The organism is Undibacterium cyanobacteriorum (assembly GCF_031326225.1).
Lineage (GTDB): Bacteria > Pseudomonadota > Gammaproteobacteria > Burkholderiales > Burkholderiaceae_D > Undibacterium > Undibacterium cyanobacteriorum.
In genome coordinates, this window is sequence record NZ_CP133720.1 from 146034 (window position 1) to 170743 (window position 24710).

The 24710-nt window shown below is 50.1% G+C and carries 23 protein-coding genes; 13 read left to right on the forward strand and 10 right to left on the reverse strand.

The window, feature by feature from the left end; translation table 11 throughout:
- Positions 1–93: 93 nt before the first annotated feature.
- Positions 94–339 (forward strand): DUF3297 family protein, encoded by a 246-nt coding sequence (locus RF679_RS00605; protein ID WP_309482286.1) that lies wholly within the window; start codon positions 94–96, stop codon positions 337–339.
- 106 nt (positions 340–445) lie between these two features.
- Here the strand turns inward: RF679_RS00605 and RF679_RS00610 are convergent, their stop codons facing one another.
- The 3 genes from RF679_RS00610 to RF679_RS00620 form a co-directional block, all read right to left on the reverse strand.
- Positions 446–1858 carry an erythromycin esterase family protein gene (locus RF679_RS00610; protein WP_309482287.1) on the reverse strand — a complete coding sequence of 471 codons (1413 nt, stop codon included), beginning with the start codon at positions 1856–1858 and terminating at the stop codon, positions 446–448.
- A 492-nt stretch (positions 1859–2350) separates the two neighbouring features.
- Entirely contained in the window at positions 2351–2791 is a 441-nt protein-coding gene (locus RF679_RS00615; protein WP_309482288.1) for a hypothetical protein, read from the reverse strand.
- Positions 2792–3018: 227 nt separating this feature from the next.
- On the reverse strand, positions 3019–3435 hold the full coding sequence (locus tag RF679_RS00620) for a hypothetical protein (protein WP_309482289.1): 417 nt from the start codon (positions 3433–3435) through the stop codon (positions 3019–3021).
- Positions 3436–3802: 367 nt separating this feature from the next.
- On the opposite strand from RF679_RS00620, the gene RF679_RS00625 reads away from it, so the two are divergent.
- The 7 genes from RF679_RS00625 (at position 3803) to RF679_RS00655 (ending at position 11009) form a co-directional block, all read left to right on the forward strand.
- Positions 3803–6682, forward strand: coding sequence for a M16 family metallopeptidase (locus RF679_RS00625; RefSeq protein WP_309482290.1), 2880 nt, complete (start codon positions 3803–3805; stop codon positions 6680–6682).
- 206 nt (positions 6683–6888) lie between these two features.
- On the forward strand, positions 6889–7353 hold the full coding sequence (locus tag RF679_RS00630; RefSeq protein WP_309482291.1) for a MarR family winged helix-turn-helix transcriptional regulator: 465 nt from the start codon (positions 6889–6891) through the stop codon (positions 7351–7353).
- Between the two features lie 4 nt (positions 7354–7357).
- Positions 7358–7858 carry an arsinothricin resistance N-acetyltransferase ArsN1 family B gene (locus RF679_RS00635; RefSeq protein WP_309482292.1) on the forward strand — a complete coding sequence of 167 codons (501 nt, stop codon included), beginning with the start codon at positions 7358–7360 and terminating at the stop codon, positions 7856–7858.
- A gap of 95 nt (positions 7859–7953) precedes the next feature.
- A complete protein-coding gene (locus RF679_RS00640) occupies positions 7954–8514 on the forward strand; it encodes a hypothetical protein (RefSeq protein ID WP_309482293.1) in 561 nt (186 codons plus the stop codon).
- A gap of 29 nt (positions 8515–8543) precedes the next feature.
- Positions 8544–9857: a hypothetical protein gene (locus RF679_RS00645; RefSeq protein ID WP_309482294.1), complete on the forward strand. Its 1314-nt coding sequence runs from the start codon at positions 8544–8546 to the stop codon at positions 9855–9857.
- A 59-nt stretch (positions 9858–9916) separates the two neighbouring features.
- Positions 9917–10405, forward strand: coding sequence for a hypothetical protein (locus tag RF679_RS00650; RefSeq protein WP_309482295.1), 489 nt, complete (start codon positions 9917–9919; stop codon positions 10403–10405).
- 118 nt (positions 10406–10523) lie between these two features.
- The gene (locus RF679_RS00655) at positions 10524–11009 is read left to right on the forward strand and encodes a hypothetical protein (RefSeq protein WP_309482296.1); all 486 of its coding nucleotides are present in this window, start codon (positions 10524–10526) and stop codon (positions 11007–11009) included.
- 68 nt (positions 11010–11077) lie between these two features.
- On the opposite strand, the gene RF679_RS00660 is transcribed toward RF679_RS00655, so the two are convergent.
- Positions 11078–11863, reverse strand: coding sequence for a hypothetical protein (locus tag RF679_RS00660; protein WP_309482297.1), 786 nt, complete (start codon positions 11861–11863; stop codon positions 11078–11080).
- Positions 11864–11953: 90 nt separating this feature from the next.
- On the opposite strand from RF679_RS00660, the gene RF679_RS00665 reads away from it, so the two are divergent.
- Positions 11954–13747: a poly(ethylene terephthalate) hydrolase family protein gene (locus RF679_RS00665; RefSeq protein ID WP_309482298.1), complete on the forward strand. Its 1794-nt coding sequence runs from the start codon at positions 11954–11956 to the stop codon at positions 13745–13747.
- Positions 13748–13804: 57 nt separating this feature from the next.
- Here RF679_RS00665 and RF679_RS00670 read toward each other — a convergent pair whose 3' ends face one another.
- From RF679_RS00670 to RF679_RS00680, 3 genes are all read right to left on the reverse strand, one after another.
- Positions 13805–15205, reverse strand: a complete 1401-nt coding sequence (locus RF679_RS00670) for a serine/threonine-protein kinase (protein ID WP_309482299.1) — start codon at positions 15203–15205, stop codon at positions 13805–13807.
- A 68-nt stretch (positions 15206–15273) separates the two neighbouring features.
- Positions 15274–17346 carry an SPFH domain-containing protein gene (locus RF679_RS00675; RefSeq protein ID WP_309482300.1) on the reverse strand — a complete coding sequence of 691 codons (2073 nt, stop codon included), beginning with the start codon at positions 17344–17346 and terminating at the stop codon, positions 15274–15276.
- Positions 17347–17510: 164 nt separating this feature from the next.
- Positions 17511–19004, reverse strand: a complete 1494-nt coding sequence (locus RF679_RS00680) for an FHA domain-containing protein (RefSeq protein ID WP_309482301.1) — start codon at positions 19002–19004, stop codon at positions 17511–17513.
- 308 nt (positions 19005–19312) lie between these two features.
- On the opposite strand from RF679_RS00680, the gene RF679_RS00685 reads away from it, so the two are divergent.
- Together RF679_RS00685 and RF679_RS00690 are read left to right on the forward strand one after the other, a co-directional pair.
- Positions 19313–20716 carry an aspartate kinase gene (locus RF679_RS00685; protein ID WP_309482302.1) on the forward strand — a complete coding sequence of 468 codons (1404 nt, stop codon included), beginning with the start codon at positions 19313–19315 and terminating at the stop codon, positions 20714–20716.
- 199 nt (positions 20717–20915) lie between these two features.
- Positions 20916–21095: a hypothetical protein gene (locus tag RF679_RS00690; protein WP_309482303.1), complete on the forward strand. Its 180-nt coding sequence runs from the start codon at positions 20916–20918 to the stop codon at positions 21093–21095.
- Between the two features lie 70 nt (positions 21096–21165).
- Here the strand turns inward: RF679_RS00690 and RF679_RS00695 are convergent, their stop codons facing one another.
- The 3 genes from RF679_RS00695 to RF679_RS00705 are packed head-to-tail and all read right to left on the reverse strand — an operon-like array spanning position 21166 to position 22638.
- Complete coding sequence (locus RF679_RS00695; RefSeq protein ID WP_309482304.1) at positions 21166–21615, reverse strand: GNAT family N-acetyltransferase; 450 nt, start codon at positions 21613–21615, stop codon at positions 21166–21168.
- Positions 21616–21659: 44 nt separating this feature from the next.
- Positions 21660–22226, reverse strand: coding sequence for a YqhG/Tai3 family protein (locus RF679_RS00700; protein ID WP_309482305.1), 567 nt, complete (start codon positions 22224–22226; stop codon positions 21660–21662).
- Between the two features lie 10 nt (positions 22227–22236).
- Positions 22237–22638: a VOC family protein gene (locus RF679_RS00705; protein WP_309482306.1), complete on the reverse strand. Its 402-nt coding sequence runs from the start codon at positions 22636–22638 to the stop codon at positions 22237–22239.
- 208 nt (positions 22639–22846) lie between these two features.
- Between RF679_RS00705 and RF679_RS00710 the strand changes: the two genes are divergently transcribed.
- Both RF679_RS00710 and RF679_RS00715 read left to right on the forward strand, forming a co-directional pair.
- The gene (locus RF679_RS00710; protein ID WP_309482307.1) at positions 22847–24301 is read left to right on the forward strand and encodes a UbiA family prenyltransferase; all 1455 of its coding nucleotides are present in this window, start codon (positions 22847–22849) and stop codon (positions 24299–24301) included.
- On the forward strand, positions 24298–24654 hold the full coding sequence (locus RF679_RS00715; protein ID WP_309482308.1) for a DMT family transporter: 357 nt from the start codon (positions 24298–24300) through the stop codon (positions 24652–24654). Before RF679_RS00710 ends, RF679_RS00715 begins: the two co-directional genes overlap by 4 nt.
- Positions 24655–24710: the final 56 nt, after the last annotated feature.

Genomic DNA, 24710 nt, shown 5'->3' on the forward strand with positions numbered 1-24710 from the left:
AGGTACTTGCCGCTCAGAACTTGTTTCCCCATGATTTGATTCAACACGCATTCGAACGTACAATGCAGGTCTTCTTTTTGTACGAGTCAGTATATGTCAGACAATAATAAACCCGCATTCCCAGACCGTTTGTCGGTCGACCCACGTAGCAAATTTCACGTGGCTGAGATTTTTCAACATGACGTCGGTATTTTGCTCAACGGTAAAGAACGCCGCGACGTCGAAGAGTATTGCATTAGCGAAGGTTGGATTTTGGTACCCGCCGGTAAAGCGCTTGATCGTCGCGGCATGCCGATGATGATCAAAGTCAAAGGCACGGTAGAACCGTTTTATCGTTAATAAAAGGTTCTTTTGCATCCGAGTGCTGCATGTGATCGCAGTACTCAAACCATGAATGGCGCGACTTAGTTCGCGCCATTTTTTATGTTGCAGTTGACGATGCGCTTCAGCGCACGTAGTCCGGCATACTGGAGTGATCGATCACGAGTACCGCGTTGAATTGTTCGGTGATGGGGGCTTGTGATGGGTATTTTCCCCAAGTATAGAAGTTGATCGGTCGAAATAACCAATCGTCTCCACTGCCAATTTGGTTTTGTGCCGGGAAGGGAATGAAAACGGCGGCCAAGTGGAGACTCGCCGCGTAGGTTTCTATCGAATTGCCGAGCAATGGCTGTACTTGTACGATGCTTCTATCATTATTGGCGGTTTCACCGCGCAGCATGAACAGACCAATTGAATACAGTTGTGGCCCCCAGGTCGCGGCTAAAAAGCTACCCATTGTGCGACCTGTATCGACATAGCCGGAAATGCTATGACTGATATGGCCGTTGTGAGCCCAGACCATGATCTTTTCTTGCGGATAAATGCGATTGGCGAGCGTAGTAATGTTATCTGCCATGACCCGATCACGTGGCTCTAAGTAGCCTACCCTATCGTAGTTTTGTTTAGTTACTTCGAGCCGCTTTTGCAAATTGATGGTCACCAATTGCAGCATTTCTAGGGTTTGTTTATTGGACCCTGTCGCGCGCTCGATATAAGGGGTGAGCGCTTGCGCGAGGTTGGCTAATTCAGCGGCTTTACTTTGGTAGCTGGCAAAAAAACTGGCGCAGTCGGGTGAGGCTTTATCGGTCACACAGTTGACCCCAAGTTGGCCGATTTGAGTGCCTTGGTCAAGCACGGTTGGTAGTACTTTGAGTGCAGGATCGTCGATTTGCGTGATGGCCGTTTGCGCCCAAGATTTGACGAGATTGGCTTGATCAAATTGATTGGAATACTGTTCGTCAAAACCTGCCAAGTAGAGCGGCTTATTGGTCTTGCGTGTTTGCTCGATATAAGTAAACAGATCCTGCACTTCGCGCGAACTCCACACACCGAAAATGCATGATTGATTGACCGGAAATGATCGACCCTGCGCCAATTCGAGCTCTTGCATGTAGCAGCCAATGGTGGAGGATTCGAAGGCAATTACGTTGTAACCAAGTTTCTCGTGCAGGTATTTGATTAATCGCACTTTGGCCTGACTAAATTCGCGTGTGCCATGTGAGCTTTCGCCTAATTGCACAATGCGTTTACCGTTTAAGAGGTGCTCCAAGAAACTTAAATCGGAAAAATCTTGGTCGTATTTGAGCGAGCGAATTTTGTGATGGTGGCTCTGTAGCCATGCCATTTCGTCTGCCGGTGGTGGTGGCAAATTGGGGAAGGGATTGCTGCTCAGTTCGCTGTCGCTCAACAATTTCGCTTGCGTCAAATCAACCACGCTGGCTGTTGGTGTCGTGTTGACGCTGCTTGTTGGGCTACTGACCTGACCGCTACCTGAGCCGCCGCAGGCCACCAACATCAACGCAAACAGTGTGGACATAAGCCGACGATGGCGGTGCTTATCGCCAAAAATTGAATGATAAGTTTGTTGATGGTCTCGCTCAATATGCATATCGTCCCCCCTAAGAAATGAGTAACAATATGAATTTGATAAATTACTTTGACAAGGCGATTCGTCCCAAATATTTACCACAGACCAGTGCGTGAAAATCGTTCTACTTCATTGGCAGTTTGTGTGCTCTTTGAGACTGAGGCGTGTCAGAATAGACGTGGTATGCCGAGCATACCAGTCATTGCGAGTATGCCGACAAGCTGAGGGACGAGTTTGCTCTATGGCTGGTTGGTCCTCAGTAAATCCTCAATACCGGTCAAGTTTATGGCGAAATAGAAGGCAAACATTCTGATGCAGGCCTCTGCAAACTGCGCCTCACTGCGCTTTCATATCAGCAAATCAGAACAAGGCGTACGTAGTCGAGTCAGCTGATGTTGCAGCAGGATGGAGCTTGTTTCGTAAGGTGCTTGTGATAGGTCTTTATACGGTCGATCGACTCGGTTGTGGATGATGTTGGGCCAACAGCGCTTTTGCCCAAGCCTTAGCACTGGCGTCATCATCGAAGAAACCGGTCTTTGTGATGTCGCCGTACGAGCGTTCAAAAGCAAACTCGACGATACCTCGCCCCGCAACATTTGGGGCGGCGACTAAGACGTGGCCGATGCAACCATATAATTCACGGCTATTGATAATCACTTTGCGTAAGGCATCCATCGCGTCTGGCGTCGCCAGCATGGAGCCAGAAATTTTGGCATAGGCAATCCAAGCCCCGCCCTCTCGCATTTGTTCGCAGTAGGGAATCGATGCCATCGACCACTCACGAATAAATTCTAGATTCCATGGGCCGATGACCTCCGAGATCATGAGTCGATCTTCGCAGTAGAGTTTGTAACGGCCGTGGGCGGGAAAAGCTTTTGCCATAGGACTCCCAAGGTGGTATTCAGGGTCTTTTGTGTCCCCTCATCCAATTTTCAAATCAGATCTGCTTCAACGAGAGGGACAAGCAAAGAGCATAGTAGCAAGATTGCAGAGAATCAAGAACCAATTTCTGCGAGCGGTGTTGTTAAGTCATAAAGAGGAGACGGACTTTGTTACGTCATTTGTCACGCTGTTTGTCCCGCTCCTATCGACTTTGATGGATGTTGGACTTATCGGTTCTGCGACAGCAGTTGCTCGGCCCAACGTTTGGCACTGTCGTAATCATCGAAAAAACCAGAGGCGCATAAACCTTCATACGCTTTTTCGAATACAGGCTCGAGCAAGCCGCGTCCATCGACCTCGGGCCCCGCCACCACCACATGCGCACGGCAGTCGAATTGCTCCACACTGATTTGTACGATTTTACGTAGGACTTGCATGGCATCGGGGGTCGCCAACATGGATTGGGAGGCGATGGCAACAGCAACCCAAGGCCCTTCTTGATGCATTTCTATGCAGAACGGAATCGCCGCATTCGACCACTCTTGCACCAGTTCGCGATTCCAAGGGCCAATCACTTCGGTCACTAAAATGTGATCGTCGCGGTAGATCGAATACTTACCATGAGCAGGAAAAAGCGGAGCCATATCGCCGAGTGTAGGAAAGGAAGGTAACCATATTACCAGTGCTGAAGAACTCTGGCGAATCGATGATGTGGTGCAGCGGGAACTTTGTCAGAGGAGAAGCTGTCTGTTAGCCAGCAGCCAATTGAGAGATTGCTTGAATGTGCGATGCTCATTATGAGGGCAAATTGGAAATTGCATTCGATCGTAGCTCTTGTGCAAATGCTACGATTGATGAATACTGCATCTCTTTGAAGCGCTACACGCGAGGGGGGCGATTTGTTGCCTTCGTCTTTCGAACTTCTCTTTTGCCTCTTTCAAACTTTTGCAGCGCAAACACAGTACACAACATTGTAGAGCACCAGAAAATACCATTCTTGCAGGGGACAACATGAAACTAAAAACATCGACGCTATTGATTACGGCAGCGCTAGGCGCCGCATTTGGTACAAGCTTGCCGGCCATGGCCGCGCATGCAGATCATATGGCGAGTGCAAACAAAGCCACTGTCAATACCAAGAAGGCGGAACTGAAAATTGAGTATCAAAAATTCAGCTTACCGAATGGCCTCGAAGTCATTTTCCATATCGATCGTTCCGATCCAGTGGTGGCAGTGAATTTAACCGCCCACGTCGGTTCTACGCGTGAAAAAGCAGGCCGTACGGGGTTTGCTCATTTGTTTGAGCATCTTTTGTTTTTGGAATCTGAGAACTTAGGCAAAGGTGGCCTCGATAAATTGTCGGCGCGTATCGGTGGCTCTGGCGCCAATGGTTCGACTTCACAAGACCGCACCAATTACTTGCAAACGGTACCGAAAGACGCCTTAGAAAAAATGATTTGGGCCGAAGCTGACAAGCTCGGTTGGTTTATTAATACCGTGACCGATCCGGTCTTGGCCAAAGAAAAGCAAGTCGTCAAAAATGAGAAACGCCAGAGCGTCGACAATGCGCCCTACGGCCATACTTCCTACGTGATCGATAAAGCGCTCTATCCTGTGGATCATCCCCATAACTGGCAAGTGATTGGCTCACTCGATGATTTGCAAAATGCGACCCTTGATGACGTCAAAGAATTCTTCCGTCGTTGGTATGTGCCAAATAATGTGACCTTGGTTTTAGCGGGTGACTTTGATCCAGTACAAGCACGCAAGTGGGTTGAAAAATATTTCGGTGAGATTCCGCGCGGCCAAGATGTGCAGCCACAGGCAAAACGTCCTGCGGTGTTGAAGGACAGCATCAAGCTCTATCACGAAGATAATTTCGCACGTCTGCCAGCCTTGACTTTGACTTGGCCAACCGTCGAACAACTGCATCCTGATTCCTATCCTCTGCAGATTTTGGCGGCATATCTAGCACAAGGGAAGAAAGCACCATTGAATCAAGTCTTGGTCGACAACTTGAAGTTGACGGCCAACGCGAATATGGGCAATAACACGGCCGAACTGGTGGGACAGATGATGTTGTCGGTGCGTGCCTTCGACGACAAGAATCTCGATCAAGTGATGGCGGGTGTTCAACAGGCTTTCGATAAGTTTGAAAAAGAAGGCATTTCTGATAGTGATCTGGCTCGCATCAAGGCGGGTGAAGAGACCCAATTCTATCAATCCTTGTCGAGCGTGCTAGGCAAATCCTCTTTGCTCGCCGAGTACAACTACTTGAACGGTAATCCCGGCTATATCAGTATCGACATCCAAAAAACGCAGGCCGTGACGGCGGCTGATGTGATGCGCGTCTATCAGCAATACATCAAAGGTAAACCATTTGTGGCGACGAGTTTTGTACCGAAAGGAAAACTCAGCCAAGTTTTGACTGGATCGACCAAGGCTGAAGTGGTGGAAGAAAAGATTGTGCAAGGCGCGGAAGATGCGGTTGATCCTAGCATCAAGGCCACCTATACCAAGACGCCGTCCAAAATTGATCGCAGCAAAGAACCACCTTATGGCAAAGGCGCCGACTCCAAAGTTCCGGCAGTGTGGGATGCTAAGTTAAGCAATGGCATGCGCGTCAGCGGCATTCAAAATACCGAAGTACCGTTGATGCAATTTGAAATCGTCATCAAAGGCGGTTTGTTATTGGAAGAGGTGAATAAAGTGGGCGTGTCGAATTTGTTGTCGCGTATGTTGATGCGCGGTACGGCGCATAAGACCACCCAAGAGTTGGAAGAAGCGATTCAACAATTGGGTGCCAATATTCGTGTCAATGCCCGCACTGAAGATATCCGCTTGAATGTCACCACCTTGTCGCGCAATTACGCGCAGACCATGGCGCTGGTGCAGGAAATCTTATTGCAACCACGTTGGGACGAGCAAGAATTCGCCTTAGCGAAGCAAAGCGTGTTGAGCCAAATTCGCCAACAGGAAGCGAATCCGAATGCGGTCGCCAGTGCGCAATTCGCCAAACTGACCTACGGTCAAAACAATATCCGTTCGCGCAATATCTTGGGCAGCGCCGAGAGTGTGAATGCGATTAGCATCGATGATTTGAAATCCTACTACAGCAAAAATTTCGCGGCCTCGGTAGCGCGGATGAATGTGGTGGGGTCATTGAGCAAGGCTGAAGTACAAGCCTCCTTGAGTTCCTTGAACGAAGCATGGAAAGCTGGCAAGGTGAATTTACCCGCACCGAGTTCAGCACCAAGCATCGCTGGTGGTAAGGTTTATTTCTACGATATCCCGAATGCGAAACAGTCAGTCATACAAGTGGGTTACCCAGCATTAGCGGCGACCGATGCTGATTACTACCCTGCGACCGTGATGAATTACATCTTGGGTGGAGGTGGTTTTGCCTCGCGCTTGACGCAAGAATTACGCGAAGGTAAAGGCTACACCTATGGTATCAACTCTGGTTTCAGCGGTACTCGTAGTGCTGGTAGTTTTTTGATCGCCAGCGGTGTACGCAGTAACGTTACGCTCGAATCCCTGCAATTAGTGAAGAAGATTTTGGGCGACTTTGCGACGACTTATTCGGAAGATGATTTGGCGACGACTAAGAGCTTCCTGATCAAGAGCAATGCACGGGCGTTTGAAACAGCATCTGCGAAATTAGGGATGCTCGACAACATCGCCGAGTATGGATGGAAAGCTAGCTATGTCAAAGATCGCGAGCAAATCGTGAAGAATATGACGGTGAACAAGATCAAGGGTTTAGCGAATCAATACCTCGATCCGAATAAGATGGTGTGGTTGGTGGTGGGTGATGCCAAGACCCAATTGCCACGCATGAAGGATTTGGGATTTGGCGAAGCAGTATTATTGAATCCTGAAACCAAGTGATGTGATCTGGTGCGGGTTGTTACGCATGGGTGTTGATGCGCGATGACCCCAGGCCACGATAGGAGATGACCGTTGCGCCCATGTGCGAAGAGCCATGGGCGCTTTTTTACGTACTTGAGAAAGATCAAGTTGAATGTGTTGACAGTTTGGATTCGGCACCCTAGCATATCGTTGTCAACAACAACTATATCGCAAGAAAGCCTCTTATGCCGATTCCTGATGATCCAGCACTAATGGTGCGTGAATTGAGTCGACTCTTCGTCCGTTCACAACGTGCCCAATCGGCCTCGGTTGATGGTGCGTCGAATGTTCAGTGCCATGTCTTGACCGAGCTGTTACGTGTCGACGGCTTGACCCAACAAGCTTTGGCGGAGCGCTTATCGCTCGATAAAGCGTGGATTAGCCGAGCTGTGGAATCTCTGGTGTCGGATGGCGTGGTACAAAAATCACCGCATGAGTCAGATGGACGCAGTATGAAATTGAGCTTAACCGCCTTGGGGCGTATTCGCGCGGAGAAGCTAGAGCAAACTTTGAACGCACACGCTATTCGCATGTTTGAGCATATCCCAAGCGAACAGCATGCACAGATTCATGATGCCTTGGCGATTTTGATTGAAGCCTTGCAGGACAGCCAAAAGCAGTTAGAACAAGAGCAGCAGGAAGCGGCATAAAAACATGACTTACGCGATCCGCCCTGTAGCACCCGCAGATGCGTCTGCCATCTGCCGCATATACAATCATTATGTTGAGAATACGACCATCACTTTTGAGGAAGTAGCCGTCACAATCGAGGCGATGGAAATGCGCCTAAGTGAACATGCTCAACAAGCGGTGAACTTGCCATGGTTGGTCCTCTGTGAAGGCGATCAACTACTCGGCTATGCTTACGCTACTCCATGGCGCGCAAGAAGTGCTTATCGCTTTTCGGTCGAGACGACCGTCTACGTCGACCAACATCATGCGGGCAAAGGCATCGGCCGCGCCTTATACGATGCTTTGTTGAGTCGATTACGCCAACAACAACTGCACTGCGCGATTGCCGGTATTGCTTTACCCAATTTCGCTAGTGTCGCTTTGCATGAATGCTTTGGCTTTGAAAAAGTCGCGGAATTTCAAGAAGTGGGGATGAAGCTCCAGAATTGGGTTAACGTGGGTTATTGGCAGTTAATGTTGTAGTCGTTAAGCTCGTGAGTGCATCATTCGTATGCGCAATTAGTATCACTGACGACTGCCAAGAATAGTCAGCACGATTTTCCAATAGAGAGCCGATCATGCGTCGTATTATTTCCCTCATTTCTTTAAGTCTACTCTGCCTGAGTCTAAGCGCCTGTTTGACTAATAGCGTACGAGAGTTCACAGCGCAACAAGTACACATTCCAAACAATGAAAGCGTCATCGTACTGGCCTTAAAAAATGTTCCCGCCACGCTGGATGCGAAAACGCCGTTTGCAGTGACACTCAACGAGTATGATCTGACGCAGAAAAAAATCACGGGTAACTGCTGGCACAATAATCAAGTCAGTGCGGTGGTCGATGCTGGCTCAGATCAAACACGTTTTTTCGCCTTTCGCGTCCCCCCAGGCTTCTACATTTTTTCCGGCTTTAACGTGCGACGCTTGAATGCCAGCGCCAATACCTTTGAAGCACCGGCAGGAAAACTGGTCTATCTTGGAACTTTCCAAGTCGATGGTAAATCTCATGTCAGCTTAACCGAAGAACTCGCATCGACACGTGAGTTCGTGAAGACGCAATGGCCGCAACTAGAAAGCGAGCTCAATCTGGCGACACGCCTCCAAGCACCAGCTGGCCCTATGTTCTTATGCAGTCCCTAATCATTTTCGCTCGCTCTTGAGGAAACCCCATGAAAAGAAAGACCTTGTCGCTCGTGTGTGCCGCCGCTGTTTTGTGCACGATGTTGAGCAGCATGCCGCACATCGTTTGTGCGCAACAGTCGAGTACATTAGTGATCCCGGCGCATTTGAAGAATAAGTGGGGTAGTCTCAGTCGTAGTGAAGAAGTTGAGGCAGAAAAGTTGTTGGCGCAAGGCGTCGAACAAGATAAGCGTTTAGCAAGATCTCTGAAGTTACTGCTAGATCCCAAGGGCAATCCTTTGAATGCAGCAGTGGCTTCTAAGGCAAATGCACCACTAGACGCCGCCTTCGACGAGTTGTTCGCGCTGAGTCTGAATATGCGGCAGCTCGATTGGATTCGTGCGAAGGGGACCAACTCTGTGCCGAGTGAGAGTTGGGTGCAAGTGAATGCCTCACTCGGCAATAGCAAAACACAGATGGCCTTGCGTAGTCTCGCGCCTCGCACAGTGCAAAAGTGGTCCTGCACCCCATTTCTGATGCAAGTCTCGGTCTGGCCTGAGTACTTCGTCGTTGAGTATGGGCTGGCGAATCTCGAACGCAATCATACTAACTGTGGCGCGATTCCCTTGGAGTTCTATCCTCGAATGCAGAATGATCAAATAAAACGTTTGAGTGCTTTGGTTGGACAAACCGAGAAATCCATCGCCTTTGCTTCACTAGCAAAAGATTTTTACACCGCATGCGAAGATAAGGCGATGAATGATGTGATCGCCATTTGTCCTTGGCTGCGGGAAAAAATCGAAATCAAAAAAAGAATACTTCCCAACTTTAAGAAAAATGGCTTCTACTTCACCTCGCTAGAAGCGATCGGTGAGTGGAATGATAGAGCCGCTTTCAAGGCATGGCTCGATCAATTGGTGCCCCCTCAACATGCTCGTGTGAAGCTCTTGTTGGCCGCCTTAAAGCAAAATCCAGCTCCACGCGCTCTGTTCGGCTATTGGAAAAACAAAGAAGAAACGCTGCTCGTCTTACGGCCACAGCTGGCCCAAATCGCAGCGCCAAAACAAGCTTCCTACCTCGTAGACTATGATGTGCCGAGTCAATTCCTTGTGGTCGTCAGCGATACTGGAATTCAATGGGTGGCGTTGCCACAGAGTCTCGGCCAGTATGACGATGGCGTGTTGATTGGACTCAGCGACGTCGATCAAGATGGCAATATCGAAGCATGGTTGAGTGCCGAGTGGGGCGAGTGCGACGGTGAAGGTTTGGTACCTGGTCGAGATTGTGCCATTCCTCACTATTATCGATTCGAGCAATTTGGTGAACGTTTCTTACCTTTTGTGCAGGGCGCACGTCCGCAGTGATACGATGCGATACGATGCGATGTGACGCCTTATTGAACTGTATGAGAAAGAGAGACTCTGTGAAAAAAGCCCTATTCTTTGTGACTTGTTTGTGTGTGTTTGCCGCGCCCTGCGAAGCCGGCCTGAAGCCCTTGAATGTTGCCTTCTTCGATTACAGCAAGAATGAACTCGGTGCTAAGTCCTTTAAAGCCATGCGTGAGAAATCGTTCGAGCACGCTTGTTGGAGAAAATTTGTCGAGATCGATGGCATTGAATCGGTGCAATTCGAGAAATTTACGACCAAGCTTGAGAAAAATAAATTGCTCGATGCGGTGCATGGTTCCATGCCGGCGGCGACCGAATTTGCCAAAGTGCTCAACACCGAGGGCTATAACGGCGCTTACGCTTTTGTGCCCGATGCGAGCGGTACTTACTTCACGATCTACGGGATTTCCTACCAAACTGGCGCTATTTCGACAGCCGCTTCCATCAAGAAACCAGCTTCAGGTTTGATCGATAAAGAGATTCTGTCGAAGGCATTATGCGAAGCGAGCCGAGCGCTCGATTGAATAAACCGGCAGAGTAAGTTCCGTTTGACTCAGCGCAGTATGGGTCAACTGATTCTGCGATATCCTCTAGCGCTTTTTTGGTGAGTCGGTGCAACGAGCGGATTCCAAAGGACTACGATTGATACAAAAAAATTCTCCAACTGTGATTGAATGGGCCAAGCACATGGGCCTACCCACGCGTGGACAAACATGGTCGCTCGTTTTTTGCTTTTCAACAGCTGACAATGATGCTTGGCTTCATGCGCGTGACCAGTTAAGGAAAGAGGACTTACGGCTCGCCCTCAGTATTCCCAGTTATGGACACTGGTGCGTCGACCTCCGTCGGCATGATGGTGAGTTTGTAGTGCAGTGGCGACCTTACGATGATCTACGCATCGAATCGAGTTCACGCTTCTATCGTGATGAGTTCAAGTGGCCGCGACTTGAATCACTGTTCGATTTCTCACAATTTATGAGCGAATTGCAAGCCTGTTTGAAGATTGAATTCATCGGCGGCGCTCATATCAGTAGCCCTAGCAAGTTTGATCTTAAACCTTGGTTGGCACAAGAACGCACGAAGCTGGCGCAATGGCTTGGCCCTGGCATAAGTCTATTGAATACATGAGATGTTGACCGGTGAGGTGAACTAACCAGCCAAGGCCCGCACTTGCATGCGGGCGACAAGCTTGTTCTTTATTTGGCTTTCTTAGGTAAGCATGACACCATCGACGTACCTGAGGCTATCGTGATTAAGCCTACATTTTTTCCGTCGCGACCTAAGTGTAAAGTCAGAGTTTCACCGCCGTTAAAACTGAGGCTCAATGAACTCGTACTGGCATTCGATAAGAAGCGTTCAGAGTTTAAGTTACTCTCGAGCGCGAAGCTCTTTCCAAACAGCGACAAATTCTTCCCATCAAAACTATAAGTGCTTGGGCTCGGTGCGCTGGCTCCGGCCCCTAATCCGCCACAACTGTAGGGCAGATTGGCTTGCTGGATGATAGATCCCAGCGCCACGTAGAGACGCAGGCTGCGCAGTTTCTCGAAATTCGTAGAGGCAGAGCAATACAAGCCCGTCGGACTTGCGCCGTCGTTCGCAAGGCTGACAAATTGGCTAGAAGGATCGGCGCTACCCGCCGCAAAGCCTAGGCTCGTTGTGACGCCGGCTTGGGTCTTGCTACAAATGAATCCACTACTGCCTTTTTCCGCAACTTCTTTGGTAAAACTGATGCTCGTCGAGGTTTCGGTGCAATCAAGCGCAAGGCCATTCGCCTTGGAAATGCGATCTAACACCACACTCGCACCCGAAGGGTTCCTTGAACTCACGTCGACACAGGCACTTCCATAACTGCCCTTGATGGCATCAATGATCAAAGTTCTTGCTGGCAGAGCAGCGTCACCCGGACTGGCAGCGATGGCTAAAGGTGAGAAAATGGAGAACGAGGCGAGTGTGCCAAGAAGTGCGATACGCTGAGCGAACATAGAAAACCATGTAGTGAAAGAAAACAGATGGGCCATTCTAAAACAAATAGACAGCCTAACGCGAATCATGTGCACCTGAAGCGATCAAAAGTGCGCTTATTTGATGCGATAATTGTGACCTTGATTGCGCGATATAGGCTCGCACATGCAGTCTTCGCTGGGGCAGCCCTTGCTGGGGCAGCCCTTGCTGATGCAGCCTCCGATGATGGATTACATTATCTCGACGTTTATGGTCACTTCCTTTTTGTTGGTCTCCTCATGAAACTACATCATTTCAGTTTGATTGCAAAAGTCCTTGGCTGTCTCGCTCGTGTTCGTCGAAACATAGGGTTGGCGGCATTGATCACACCGGTGGTGGCCGTGAGCATCGCTGGTTTGCCGTCTGTGAGCGCGGCGCAGACCTCGCCCGCGATTCAAGTCGCGCGCGGCCCCTATGCCGTTGGCTTTCGCGTGGTGGCGCAGTTAGATTATGGTCGCGTTTTTCATCCGGCTTTTGATCCTGTGACTGGAGCCGCATATCAAGGTGAACGCGCACGGCCGCTGCAAACATTGATTTGGTACCCAGCACAAGTGTCACCGAGCGCTACAAGGGTTCAGTATCAAGACTACGTACGGACCCGTTTTACGGAAGCCAATTTAGCAGCAACATCACAAGAAATCGCTGCCGCTTTTGCGAAGTATGAACAAAACCTGCAACGGCGCTTAGGTCCAGCGGCACAGAACTTGTTGCGCAGTGGCACCGGAGCACAGTTCAATGCAAGCGCGGTGGCGGGGCGTTTTCCGGTCGTGATTTATGCTGCTGGTGCTGGCGGTAGTGCAGACGAAAATGCTGAGTTATTTGAATACCTGGCTAGCCATGGCATGGTTGTTATCTCGAGCACGAGTTTGGCCGAGAATGGCAAAGAGATTGGTGATGGAATGGAGGCTGCCGAGCCGCAAATCGCCGATGTGCGCTTTTTGCTTGGTTATGCACATAGCCTTGATTTTGTGGATGCCAAGAAGATCGCGGTCATGGGATGGAGTTGGGGCGGCATGACCACCGTGTTTGCCGCGGCGCGGGATTCGCGCATCGGCGCCATCGTGAGTTTAGATGGCACGCGTGAGCCAGAGCTCACCAAACAAATCGATGTGCGACGTTTGACTGCACCGTGGCTGTATATTTCGCGCAGCCCGGATACGATTTCGCAAATCAATCGCAGCGGTATCGATACAAGCTTTAGTTTATTGAATGCTGCCAAGTACACCGATGTGTACCAATTGATTTCTTACCCGATGCAACATCACGATTTCACGGCAATGCGCTTGCATGAGTCGAGCCCCGCTTCATATCGAGAATATCAGCGCGAAGAATTGGTCCAAGCTTACAGCGTGATGGCGCACTACATTCGTCAATTCCTCGCGGCATCCTTATTGAAAGATCGCGCTGCGCAAGATTTTTTACAGAAGAATCCAAGTGAGAATGGCGCCGCACGGCATAGTATGCGCATGGATATCAGCCGCGCTCAAGCTCAGGTGGTAACACAGAGCAGCTTCGCTCAAGAGCTAGCGGAAGATGGTTTTGGTAAAGTCGCCGAACGTTATCAAGCCGCGCAAACACGTGATCCACAATTTAGTTTGAGCGCGCCGCAATTGCAGACCTGGGCTTACACATTATTGGCGCAAAAGAAGTTCGATCAAGCCGTGGCGATTTTTTCCTTATGGACGCAACTCTACCCTAAAGATGCTAATGCCTTTGATAGCTTAGCGGAGGGCTATGAAGCGCAAGGGAAAACCAAATTGGCGATCGACCACTATCGTCGATCATTGACATTAAACCCAGCCAATCGCAACGCGGAGAATCGCCTGAAGGCCTTGGGCGGATCTACCTCCGCGCCTATCAAGTAAGTATTTTGATGGACTTGCTGGGCTAATTGACTAAGCTAAGCAGCTGCAAACCTAGCCCTAGTCCAATTTCTGAGGTGGATGGATATAAGCCAAACGATGTCCGGGATTGATATCCTTGGTTTCCGTCATATGACTGACTGCGCCGAGATAATGGCGTGTTTGATCCCAGTTGTCCGCATTTTTATGCGAGTTGATCTCGGAACTAGCAATACGCTTGCTAGAGATCATTGCGGTTTTTTCAGATCTTGTCTTCACAAGGCTTTGCAGATAGTGCAAAGCCTGACTCGCTTGCTGGCGACGACGTTGCTCTTCTGCTTTGCGTTGTTGTCGCTGCTGGGTTCGAAGATCGACCTCGTGCAAAGAGGGTTGTGGGCCATCGTGCGCTTCTACCAACGTCATACTCAATGCATGAATTAAGGTCAGTGGATTGGCTTGACGTTGGTGTGGGTCCGGCGATAAGCCTTGTAAAAGCACTTGCCATTGTGCAGGTTGAAGAGCGCGCGGTTGTTTCAATGTGCTTTTCTGGTTTCCGTCTTGGAGGGGGACCCGACCTTCCAACAGAAAATATAACATCGATGCCATCGCGTACACATCAGCGGTCGGGTGATAAGTATGGTGTGGCACAGACGTTTCAGGTGCCCGGTATCCGATCGTGCCCGACTGAGGGGCGGCCATGCCACCATTGACCTGCATGCTTTCAAAGCGCGCCGCAATACCAAAATCCAAAAGCTTGATGCTGCCGTTCTTGCATAAGAAAATATTCGAAGGTTTGAGGTCTCGATGAACCAAACCTTGTTTATTCCATGCATAGTGCAAGGCGTTGGCGACAGGGCGCAGAATTTTTAAAGCGTGCTTGAGGCTGAGGCCTTGGATACCGGGCCCTGCTTTGCTCAATTGTTGGCGTAGATAGCTTTCGATATCTTGGCCTTCTAAATACTCCATCACAATGAAAACGCTACCGGTGGCTGGATCGCGTCCCCAGTCATACACCCTGACGATATTGTCGTGCGCTAATTTGCGGACCAGATTCGCTTCTTCTATCAATAGGCGGCGATGGGCTGCGCTGGCACACCATTCTGGGCTAATAATTTTAAGGGCGAGTGCTTCACTGTAGCCAAGTTCAGCTTCAGTGCTGAGATCATGGACTTGCCAGACTTGCCCCATGCCGCCCTGTCCTACTAATTTTTCGAGACGATATTCTTTGCCAATAGCCTGCACGTGTTGGCCTATCAAATAACCGAGATCGGTGGTGCTGCGTTGGATTTGCGGCGCGCTGTGGTCCGGTGTTGGGGACGAGTTGTCGCCGCCAGCGTCAGCACTGTCTTGCTGTTCGCTCTTCGAAAGAGCAAATACGCTGTCCAGTATCGTATTTTTACGCCGTGCGAATTCCTGTGCATTGAGGAGGCCTTCCTCATGCAGGGCACGTAATTCACGAATTTGTTGGATAGCGCTGGGCATGTTGACACGTGCTTGACTTGTTTTTCACTTCTTTGTTCTTCAAACGACTATGTACCTCGCACGCGAGGTCACTTGCGCTGAGGTTTATTCGCGTGATGAAACGCAGCATTCTGTGCCGCCTGCAAATCAATTTCATGGCGGCGTAGCTGTTCTGCTTCGCGTTGCGCTTTTTCTTCCTGCACTCGTTCATGTAGCATCCGCACGGTGTCTTCCCACGATAGCCCGTGCGTTTGTCGCTTGATTTCGGCAGCGGCTCTTGCAGCTGGCTCAGAGTGCGCGGCGTGCATCGCGAGTATTTGTTCTGGGCTCATGCTCGCGAGGGTTTGCATCTTGTTGAGTTCACTTAAGAGGCTGGCGTTGCCGACTTCGCTCACGGCGATTTTGCTGGCGTCGTCGAGTTTCGCGATGTGAGCGATGCGCTCCAGATCGCGTTGCTGCGTCTGTAGTGCAAATTCGGCTTCCAGCGCCAAAGTGCGTTGCAACTTGTCGTGCTGGATTTGGTTGTGGGTCTGCATTTTGTGCTGCTCAAGACGATCGATTTCTTGCTGCAACTGTGCCACTTTGAGCGCGTGTTCCTGAGCGGCCAGCGCATCTTCTCGTGCCAGTTTCTGGTGCCGCTGTTGGGCGACTTGTTCTTCCCATTCTTGCAACCGCTTAAATTCACGTGCGCGCACTTCGGTCTCAAGGCTCAAACTTAATAAACGTGTTTGGTGTGCTTCTTCTTCGAGCGCCTGTTCGCGTAGTTGTTGTTTGCGTTGTTGATCATGCAGCCATGCAGCTTGTTCTTCTTGCTGCAAGCCTTGTGCTTTGCGTTGATTGAGCTCGATCTCTTGCGTTAGACGTTGCTGTTGCAATTGATGTTCGATCTTCTGTTGCAAAAGCTGTGCAGCCTCTTTGCTGTGCATCTGCGCCAACTCGGACTCGGAGCGCATTTTGATGCGTGCCAAAGTACGAATATGTAGCCACTCATCATTCTCGTTTTGCTGTTGTTCTTTCTTGGCGCGCAATTGATGTTCGAGATTGGCAACCGTTTCCGCAGCGCCGCGTTCGATCGCTTGTTTGCGGGTGCTGGCTTCGGCGATGCGTGCATACAGCTCTAGTTCGCGCAACTGAATCGCGTGTAAACGTTCGGCTTCATCTTGCCGCAGTTTGGCGCGACTCAGTCGCTTCTTGGCGTTTTCGTGTTCGCCACGTAAGTACAGCCAAGAAAGATCTTGCCCCAATTGCTGGCGCATTTCTTCATGGCGATAACGCAGACGCACCCGTTCTTCATCACGCTTGATTTGCTGCCACTCACTTTCGCTGTAGAGCGTATCAAGCGTTTTCCGATGTTCGACTTGGGCCCGTTTTTCGTCGATGATCAGGTACAAGCTCGCCAGTTTCTCACCCAAGTCTTCGCGTGCTTGGCTCAATTTGTGATGACTCAATTCTGTCACCGTGACTTGGTGTAACTGTAGCCCCAGTTGTTCGAGCTGGCTATGGAGAGTTTTACTGATCTCGTCTTGTAATTGAATTTGGAGCGTGCTGTGATCCTGCAGCTCGCGCAGACTGTGGGCGCTAATCAGTTCAAGGCAAGCTTGGCGCGCACTACCGGTCAGCAGGCTTTGTAAGTCGGATTCACTGAGCCGACATTGTCCCGCCATGAAACGGCGCGCGAACTGATTTCCTTTGGCAATCGATAGTTGCAGATCCAACTTCGCTTCAAGGGGCAAGAATTCTGCCGTATGCAATTCACCAAAATGCAGCGGGCATGTAAAAGTATTGCTACGACTGATGAGGATGCCTGCCGGCGCGGTGCTATCAAATCCCAGTGGTTGAGTGGTGCGGCTCGCTTCATTGTGTTCTAAGCCCAACTCGAAGATTTGTCCGTACTGAAAAATTTGTATGCGATAGGCAGCTGCGTCTTGTCCATGCAAACGCAAGAAGTTAGCGAGCTTGCTGACATGAAAACCGAGCGCAAGAAGTTTGCCCGGTAAGAGTGCATCTTGTTCGGTATCGAGATCTAATCCGCATTCGGTGCAGTAGCGCTCTTCCGTAGTTCTGTGCTGGTGGTCTGTAGCAGGCGCAGCACTCGAAGATTTGGAGAGATGGCAACCACAACGGGGGCAATCGAGATGGGGGCGTGTGAAAAGGCTCAACATACAAAACTCCGGCGCGGAAAGGGGCTGGCAAAAGCAGCTTGCAAAGCTAGCTACAAAAAACAGCGAGCAATGCTGAAAATAGTAGCAGTCATGGGCTGGAGCAAAAGACGCAAACAGGCAGGTGAAAGCGGGCTATATCCGCATTTGTAGCGTTTCGATAAGACTTATTTTGCTGCGCTGAGCGAGGAAGACGCCGGGGGTATTGGCTCTACCTGCCATTCGGATGACGGACTAGTGAGCCAGTGCTGTTTAGGTGGCAGGGTGTTGACGAAATGGGCGTGGCTTGGTGTGGCATACAGTTGTTGGCACAGTTGGCCGATTTGCAATAAGGTGCTGGGACTTAAGCTGGGAGCATGCACCAGACATAAATGTTCGAAAGCGCCATGCTCGTTTTGGCGACGCAGCAAGCATGCTTGTTTGTGGTGCAAGGTCGTATCGAGAGTGGTGTTCAGGCTATCGAACAAGGCCACGACTTGCCATTCAAGTTGCCCCGGAAAACTCGCGCAAAAATCAAGGCGATCGCCTACTCCTAAGACGTGGGGCTGAGCTTTCACCAGTCTTTGTCCTTGTACGCTAACGCCAAAACGCGAGTGATCACGAATGAAAAACTGCTCTTGTTGACACAGTATTTCCGCATGGACTGCGCTAATGCGCGGATGTTCGAGCACAATGTCTTGTATCTGTTTTTCTAATGTTGGAGTCGAGGTCGGATCGCTACTACTAGTTCGACCGAAGCGCCATTGTTCAGCGGCGATGACGCTGAGGTGATGATGACGAATACGATGATGGTAGTCGACACGACATGCCAGTTTCTCCACCGCCAATTTTTTCTCTGAATGCATCTCGAGAGGCCCACGGGGCGCGGCTCTTTCGTGAGTGCTTGCATGACTGAGGTTGCTTGCGCGCGATGGTGTTACTTCCACTTCCGCTGGGCCGTCAGCTTGATTTTGTGTGGCAACTTTAACTTGGACGGCGACTTCCACGAGCGCTTCATCCCACGCTAAATAACCGGGACTACTTTCTTGGATACCGTTACTGCGATCGGTCTCGATGTGGACTTGCGCCAGCGCACCATCGCGCGCAACGACATCCAATTGCGTCTGTGCGCTCGCGGTGGCGCCATGTTGAACGCGAGCAATGGCGCCATCTTCAGCGATCACGCGTACATTTTTCTGGCTATGTAAAAAGACTTGGTGAATCTCACTTAAGCTGGCATTGCTACGGGGTAGGAACAAAATACTATGGCTGAGCCAGCGTTGTCGGCAACTTAAATTGGAGTCATGCTGAGCATCGAACGCATGGGCTCTGAGTTCAAGTTCTAATGGATATTGTCCATGTTCCTTGTCACGTGATGAGAAACTCAGGAGCACGGATTGCCATTCTCGATTCAAGGCCCGAATAAAGCGATATTGACTAACTTTGAGTGGCAGCAGGTCACAACGCACGCGCAACTCTAATTCCTCGTAGTGGTGCGCAAAGTGAATCGGCAATGACAAACGCACGACTTGCCGCCCACCCACGGCGCGTGGATCATAAGCACTCAAGCGTATTTTGAAGTCCTGTGGTGCGTTGAGGCGTGGCGTAGCAAGACCGGCGTCGCTTGGAAAAGTGCGATGTGGATCTAAGGCGATGGAGGACGTGGGTTGCTCGTATTTCATAATGCCAAACGGAAAGTCTGAGTGTGTAATGTAGACGAGTTCGCGGCAAACGAAGGCGCAAATAGACCAAGGTTTTGCCCTTAGTTTGCGCGAACACGGGATGCGGCATTTGACCCAGAAACCAGCATACAGTAAGCTTGCAGGCTTCTTTTTGTGGGCCCGTTATTGAGCGCTCGTCATTGAGCTTTGGCCATTGGGTGGGCGCTTGTTATGCAAGGAACACAAAACATGTGCAAACGCGATGCGCCGACGGAGCATGTCGTTTTGCCTACATTCTTGGATTTCCATCGTCATCAAGTGTTCCCATCATGAAAAAAATTGTAGTGAAGTTTGGCGGTTCGAATTTGCGCCGTCCTGAGGATATCGATCGTATCGTCAATGTGGTGCAAACCTATCAACGTCCCTTGGTCTTGGTGGTGTCGGCGTTTTATGGCATTACGAATGAATTGATCGCTTGCGTGCAAGCCGCAAAAGAAGGCGCTGGTACCAAGGCCGCTTTGGCGGATAGCCGCAACTACACGCAAACCCTGCGCGCTCTGAAAAAGACGATTTTAGAAGCCAATCTGCATGACGCCGAACATCGTGCGCGTACTGAAAAAGCCTTGGGTGAGCGACTTGATCAACTCGAACGCTATTTGACCGGTATCCATTGCATTGGCGATGTACCGACTTTCGTGAATGATGCGATCTTGAGTTATGGTGAGCGCCTATCGAGCTTGTTATTGGCGGAAGTCTTGCAGAGCCGTGGTATTGCCGCCCGTGAAGCACTGCCGGAAGACATCGGCCTGATTACCGATGGTGTCTTCGGTAACTCCGCCTGTGATTTCGCGGCCAGCGCTGCTTCCGTGGCCCAGGCTTTGGAAGGCAATGAAGTGATCGTCGTTCCCGGTTTTTATGGTGTCGATCGGGAAGGCAAAGCGACCTTGTTTGGTCGCGGTGGTTCAGATTACTCAGCGGCATCGATCGCCTGCTGCATCGGAGCGGAGTCCCTCGATGTATGGAAAGATGTCGATGGCTTCTTAAGTGCCGATCCCGGCACGGTCACAGCACCGCGTTCGATCTCGCAATTAAATTATTTGGAAGCCGCCGAACTGTCCTATTTTGGCGCCAAGATTTTGCATCCACGTACGGTCGAGCCTTTGTTCGATCAAGATATTCCGATTCGCATTTTAAATATCACGCGTCCAGAGCGTGGCTTGCAACCCTACACCATCATTAATGCTCAGCGTAAGGTAACCAAAGACGTGGTGAAAAGTGTGACTTCGACCGAGGACGTCGCCATCCTCAAATTACACGGTCCAGGCGTTGGTTTTAAACCTGGCATTTTGGCGCAAGTGACCAATACCTTGGATCAAAATGGCATCAACATCAAGAGCGTGTTGACGGCACAAACCGCAATCAACATTTTGTTAGCGCGTGATCATCTTGACGCAGCCTATGCGGCCTTGAAAGAACATCATTTGGCGGGTGTGGTGGATGTGAGCCGTAACGATGAAGTGGCGATTGTGGCGGTGGTCGGCGATGGCGTACTGGAAGCCTCGGATGTTGGTAGCGCGATTGCTAGTCGAGCCTTGTCAGCCGCGATTGCGAGTGGTGTGCGAGTCACTTTGGCGGCAGCGGGCGCGAGTGAAGTCGCTGCCTATATGCTGGTACATCAAGAAGATAGAAAGAAAGCTTTGCAAGCGGTGCATGCGGAGTTCTTCGGTAGCTAGTCATTACAAACCGATTGCAAACTTTGGACTTGTCCATCCTTACTTTGATTTTCAAACAAGCTTGTGCCAGTTTATTGAGCTGGCACAAACTTTCTTTGACTAGTCTTTTGCTGCGGTAGGCAGCCTAACAGTCGCGGTCTATGATCTTTTCTTTACCTTGGTTTTGAACGCAGTTTAAGACTTTGTTTTGGAGAAGATCATGCAAAGCACAGAAAAAGATAATGGCGATTGGCTATCAGCCCAACAAGCGGTGCGTCCTGATGGCACCGAAGTTACTAATCTACCTTTGATCAATAAAAAGTTGCCGCCTTTGGTCAAACCGACCGAAGACTATGCACCTGAAACGGCTACGGCTGGTGTCTCGAGCGAGCCGCGTTAGACTCTTTCACGCTGAGACCATTCGACCATTGGGTCGTCAAGTCATCCGCTCATCCAAGCATGACGTGGCACTACAGTGCCAAGGCGAAGTGGTGTGACGACAAGACAAAACCCTTGTTGAGATACAGTCGATGCGCTGCTTGGCGAGCATAACCGCTATCAAGATGTACGGCCTGGCAGCATAGTTCGCGCGCAATGTGGACCACGTGATCCAGTAGCAGGCTGGCGTGCCCCAGTCCGCGCGCCGTCTCTACCGTACTGAGATCATCGATATAAATAATCTTTCCCCACGCGAGAAACTCGCCATAGCGAAAACCGATGATGCTCGGGATTTGCTGCTCCCCCAAGTCATTGTGCATGCTTACACCAAACAGGCGATAGCCTTGTGCGCGCTGTCTTGGTATTTGGTCTAAAGCGCTCTCTAGATCGAGGTGGGGACGTAATGCTTGGATGGCGGGGAAGCAGAGGCGAATCTGTTCGTCGTTGAGGATTTCGATGATGTCTGAGTTCATTGCGGGCATGAGGCTTGATCGTGGAGATGATTTCCCTTGGCGGGAATAGTTCACTACTTGGTCGTTTGTAACAGGGACTTTATTTCAGCTCGAATCCGCTGCCGTGCGCTGCGCTGATCGTCGTACACGATATCATCAACGCGCCACTGTCCATCTTCATATTTCATCCGATAATGGAGTACACGCAGGCTCGTTTGGTCGTTCGGAAATAAATAGAATTGCACCCGCACTGTGGCCTTGTCCTGCGTTTGCCGACGTTGAGGGCTTAGGCGGACTTGGAGTTTTGCGTTGCGTGCTGTTAGATGTTCGTCATGGTCTTGTGCATTGAGATAAGGATCGCCGCCACTGCCGAAGCCGCAAATCCAGTCAGAATACTTCTTACACAGCAAGGCATTTTTCTGAATTTCTTTGGCAAACGCGATCGATAAAACCGGGCTTGGTGCAGTGGCATTTGGGGATAAACGTATATCGAAGTTGAAGTAGTTGATATAAAAGCGCTCAATGGTTTGCAAGGCATCCTGTTGATCCTGTGCCATGCTGCTATTCGCGCCGAGGCAGCTCGCGATGAGCAGTACGCCGATGCCACATGTTGCTTTGAGTTTGCGAGAAAAGGGTTTCATGGTGAGGGCTTTACGATTCAAATTTGTGTGGAATTTGCTTGGAGATCTCGATCAAATTATGGTCGGGATCGCGACAGTACACGGATAAGATGGGACCTTGTGCACCGGTTCTTTGGACTGGGCCTTCCAGAATGCTGACCCCGCAACTTTCCAGATGCTGAATCACCTCCGTGATTTCGGTGTTCGTCAACAAGCAGAGATCGATCGCACCCGGGGTTGGGTGTTGTGCTTTGGGTTCGAATTCTTTACCAGCCTGGTGCAGATTGATTTTCTGTTGACCGAAGCTCAGTGCCACGCGCCCAGCGCCAAAGTGCACCACTTCCATTCCTAAGGCGCGTTGGTAGAAATCGCAGGTTCGGTCGATGTCAGCGACGGTGAGGACTAAATGGTCGATCTGTGTGATTTTCAGCATGCTTATTTTCCGAGACGATGGTGATAGAGATGCTTGCTCAAAAGTATTGTTTGATGCAGTGTCAGGATAAACATGTTCGCTGGAAATGTCTTCAAATTGTCTGCTAGATCTCGGAGTTTATTTGAATTGTTAAATTCTTGGCAAATCTCTAGTATGTAAGAATATTTTCCTATAAGATGCGCCTCACTTTCCCGAAATAGAATAGAAAATGCAATTAAGTGTAGATTCCCGGAACGACAAGGTTTTTCTCGATGCTGAAGTCCCACTCGTGGTCGACCTTGATGGGACTTTAGTCAAGACAGATCTTCTGTGGGAGACCGCACTCATTTTGCTGCGACGCCAGCCGTGGAAATTCTTTTGGTTTTTCTTGTGGATTTTACGTGGTAAAGCTTTCTTGAAAGCCGCGATCGCCGCAGAAACCGAGCTCGATGCCAGCCATTTGCCCTACGATCAAGTGCTTGTGCAGCAACTGCGTGAAGCGCATGCCAGTGGGCGCACTCTTATTTTAGCGACCGGTAGTCATCAAAAGTTGGCAATGGCCGTCTCACACCATCTGCAATTATTTCACGATGTGATTGCCTCCGATGGCACCATCAATACCGTGGCCGATCATAAGCGTGACATTCTAGTGCAGCGCTATGGTGAGCGCCAATTTGACTACGTTGGAAACTCCAGCGCGGACCTTGCCATTTGGCGTAGTGCTCGCCGCGCCTACTCAGTCACTACCCGTGCTTTTAAATTAGATCGCCGTCACTCCACTGAGCGAGTTGGCGGTGACCGCATGGGTTTGCCGCAAGCGCTGTTGAAGGCAATGCGACCACGTCAATGGCTGAAGAATCTGCTGGTATTCGTCCCTATTTTGGCGGCGCACTTGTTATTGAGTGATACCGTCGTCAAAGGTTTGATTGCTTTTGTGTGTTTCTCTTGTGCTGCGTCGAGTGCTTATTTGCTCAACGATACCTTAGATGTGCATGACGACAGGGTTCATCTCGAGAAGCGTAAGCGTCCTCTAGCAGCGGGTCATTTACCGCTGCCTTTGGGCCTGATGATGGCGCCAATACTGGCGGGGGCGGCGGTTGCACTCGCCTTGAGCTTAAGTTTGAAATTTCTGGCCGTGGTCTTGGTCTATTTGTGCGCGACCTTGGTGTACTCGCTGTATTTGAAGCGACTGATGATGGTCGACGTAGTGACCTTGGCCATCCTCTACACACTGCGTATCGTCGGTGGTGGAGTGGCAACTGGCATTGAGCTTTCGTTTTGGTTGCTCTCGTTTTCGTTTTTTATCTTCCTCAGTTTGGCGCTGTTGAAACGTCATAGCGAACTGTATAACTTGGCGAAAGCAGGAAAAGATAAAACGCGTGGCCGTGCGTATCGTGTGGAGGATAAATTAGTAGTCAGTATGCTAGGTGTGAATAGTGGTTTTGTGGCACTGATCATCTTTATGCTGTACTTCAATTCAGAAAATGTTTTACGCCTCTACAAACAACCGGTATACCTGATCGGCATTGTGCCCATCATCATGCTGTGGTTGGGGCGTCTATGGATCTTATCTTCGCGCGGTTTAGTCAATGAAGATCCGATTCTATTTGTAAGTAAAGATAAGCGTGGTTTGGTATTGATTTTTGCCGCGCTCATGTTAGCTGTGATGGGAAGTATCGCATGAATCTCGCGTTGAACTGGTTGGGTTTGGTATTGTGTTTTCTTGCGGGTGTGGCCAGTGCAGTGGCGACTTACTGTTTGCGCATGTCTCATTTACAAGCAGCCTTGAGTGACAATCCAAGCTTGACGCGGTTAATGTACTTAGGGGCGGCGGTTGCTTCTTACGGCATTGGATTTGTCCTGTACGCCCTTGCTTTGCGTCGATTGCCGATTAGTTTTGCTTATCCTTTCATGACCGCCTGCACCATTATCTTGGTAGCTTTGGTTGGCGTGTTTTTTCTCCAAGAACCGATTGGCATTCTCAAGCTGTGTGGCTTTGCGCTGATGTTGTCTGGTGTGTTTCTACTCGCCTTGTAATTGCCACATATGTCTCGGCTCACGTCTTTTTTTTCGCGCATTTCATCGCAATTGAT